General features: G+C 46.0%; 1 protein-coding gene. It reads left to right on the plus strand.

Annotated features, from left to right (window positions below; translation table 11 throughout):
• The first annotated feature begins 273 nt into the window (after positions 1–273).
• On the plus strand, positions 274–2,502 hold the full coding sequence (locus tag AB1797_13820) for a hypothetical protein (GenBank protein MEW5768664.1): 2,229 nt from the start codon (positions 274–276) through the stop codon (positions 2,500–2,502).
• The last annotated feature ends 508 nt before the right edge of the window (positions 2,503–3,010 follow it).

Genomic DNA, 3,010 nt, shown 5'->3' on the forward strand with positions numbered 1-3,010 from the left:
AAGGATAAGCATCAAGGGAGGGGAAGCTCTTATGCCGACGCTGTCGGTACAAAAGGAGATGAAACTTAACCCATAGCACTATAATCTGTAATGAGCTTACTTTTTTAACTTGATTTTGAGTAGATACGAATGTTGGTTGTTTGATTTCTTGTAACTACTCAGAACCCTTGAATCCTCGAATCCTGTTGAAAACAGAAAGAAACTTACGCCGTGCTGTAGGAGTTACGATTTCTGGCCGGATTTTGTTCCAAGGACGCAAAAGGATTTATTACTATGGACCTACGATTTAGCCTTACCTGGTCTCCCTGGATAGTGGTGGGAATCACCATGGCTGCCCTGGGGCTGGCAGTCTTTTCTTATCAGAAGACCTCCAGGCCCATTTCAAATCAAACCAGAACCCTTCTTATCCTGCTCAGGTCGCTGACTATCCTTGTCCTCATCTTTGCTATCCTGGCCCCTGTGCTCACCCTGAGCACAAAAACCAAGGAGCTTCCCAAATTAGCTGTGTTAATTGACACCTCAGAGAGTATGAGTATTGAAGATGAGATTATCCCTGATCAAGAAGGGCCAAAATCACGATTTGAGACAGCCAGACAGATCATCGAAAATCTCTTGAAAGGAGCCGGGGATAAATACCGGATAGAGATATTGGGTTTTTCTTCTTCGCCCTCTCCCTTTGATCCGGCTAAAAGTTCTCCGCAAGGAAAAGAAACCAGGCTCTATTATTCCTTAAAAGAGGTCTCTAACCGGCCGGAAAGAGGTAATCCGGCCGGCATTCTACTTTTAAGCGATGGCCTAGAAACGGATAAGATAGATGAAACCAGGCCGCCGCGCGGACTTCCACCGGTTTATACCGTGGGCTTCGGAGGAGCAAGGTCCGTCAAAGACATTAAACTCACTGAAGTAGAAGCTAACGAGCCGGCCTATCTGAACCGGGAATTTCCCATTGAGGTCAAAATAGAAACATCAGGTTATCCGGGTGAAGAAGCCTGGCTTATTCTTAAAGAAGGTAAGCGGGAGGTGCTTAAAAAAGCCATCCGGCTTAAAGAGGGCTTAGAGGAATATACGATCAAGATTACACCTAAACAGGAAGGCCGTTTTCAATATACTGTCTCTGTTTCTGAAAAACCGGGAGAAATAACCGCCAGAAATAATTATGCTAACTTCTCTCTTCAGGTGGTTAAGTCCAAGATTCGGATTTTTTATTACGAAGGTGAGCCAAGATGGGATTACGCCTTTCTTAAGAGGTTTTTTGATCGGACAGAGGACATCGAAGCCACCTGTCTGCTCAGAAATAAAGAAGGCGGATGCTACCAGCCAGACTCTCGCCAAGATAATAAGAAGGCCCTGACCTTTCCTGGCAGGAGGAGCGATCTCTTTGCCTATGACCTGATTATTCTGGGCAGCTTTGAGCCTGGGTTTTTAACCAGGGATCAGAAGGAGGCTGTGGTTGAATTTGTCTCTGAACATGGAGGGGGGCTGCTCTTTTTAGCCGGTCTATCCGGTTTACATCCCGGCGCAGAATTGTCGCCTCTGCTGCCCATCGTGCCGGGTGAGGCCAAACAGGGAGAACCAGCCAGGATTAGCCTTACCCTGGAAGGGAGGAACCATCCGATAACCAGGCTTGATCCTGATCCTGAGATTAACAACCGGCGATGGGAAGAACTCCCCTATCTGGAGGGAATAACTGAAACCGGATCAGTAAAACCCGGGGCGATTGTTTTAGCCAATTCAAGGCCGGATGATCAGGTCTTTACCGCCATTCAGAGATACGGCCGGGGCAGGGTTATGGTCATAACAGCCGATTCTACCTGGCGGTGGGATATTGGCCCCTCTGGCGACCAAAAGACACCCGAAGTCTTGCAGACTCCTGGTGTCTCACTCGACGATCAAAAACAACCAAACGAGGTATATGTTCGCTTTTATCAGCAGGCGATAAGATGGCTTTCCACCAAAGCAGAGTTAAAGCCGGTCAATGTCTTTACTGATCGACCTGTCTATCAGGAGGAAGAAAAGGTGGAAATTACTGCTACCGTCTACGATCAAAACTACCGGCCGATCGAAGGGGCGGCCATTTCCGGAGAGATTCTCACTCAAGGCCAGGAAGCCATAAAAATTGGCTTAACCGGTGGCCAAGGGAGATACACCACCAAGGTTGTTCCTCCCCGGCCGGGGAAATATAAAATCAAGATCACGGCCAAAAAACAAGAGCAAGTTCTGGGAGAGGCTGAAACCGACTTTATCGTGGAAGAAAAAGGCGTGGAATTCCTGAGACTTGATCAAAATAGCCACTTGCTTTCCTCCCTTTCCAGCCTGACCGGAGGAAACTATTTCGAGAGAAAAGATAGAGACAAGGTGTTAAGTAAATTATCCGAGTTGAAAGGCTCTATTAAGATAACTACTCACCAGATCGAACTCTGGGATAGATGGCCTACCTTATTTCTCTTTCTTATCCTAATAGGGACTGAATGGATCTTACGGAAAAAATATGGCTTAGTGTAATTGCTTAGTCATAAGTAACTACTTAGCCCTCCTTTGAAGACTGAAGGCTGAAGACTGAAGTTCAATTCTACTCACTGCATTTGTCCCTAAAAGTCTTCCACCTTCAGTCTATCTACCTGAGCAGTTACAAACTTTCTTGGTAACCGTTCAGGTAGTAGGTAATCGTTCGCCTCAGAGACACAGAGACATGGAGAATGATTTTAGAAGAAGCACTTACAGAGCAAATAATTGGGCCAGCAATAGAAGTTCATAGGCATTTAGGGCCGAGTCAGCCTATGAAGAATACCTTTGTCATGTTTTGAAAGACGGAATTAAGAGACTTGTCCTTTAGATTTTTCTCAGTGTCTCTGTGTCTCCGTGGTGAGGTGAACGGTTACCTTTCTTGTATCTACTCAAAATCAAGTTAAAAAAGTAAGCTCATTACAGATTATAGTGCTATGGGTTAAGTTTCATCTCCTTTTGTCCTGACAGCGTCGGCATAAGAGCTTCCCCTCCCTTGATGGGAGGG

This window comes from bacterium (assembly GCA_040753085.1).
GTDB lineage: Bacteria > UBA9089 > JASEGY01 > JASEGY01 > JASEGY01 > JASEGY01.

Coding starts and splice junctions, on each gene's coding strand:
- AB1797_13820 (MEW5768664.1), top strand. CDS start 274: ATGGACCTACGATTTAGCCTTACCTGGTCTCCCTGGATAGTGGTGGGA.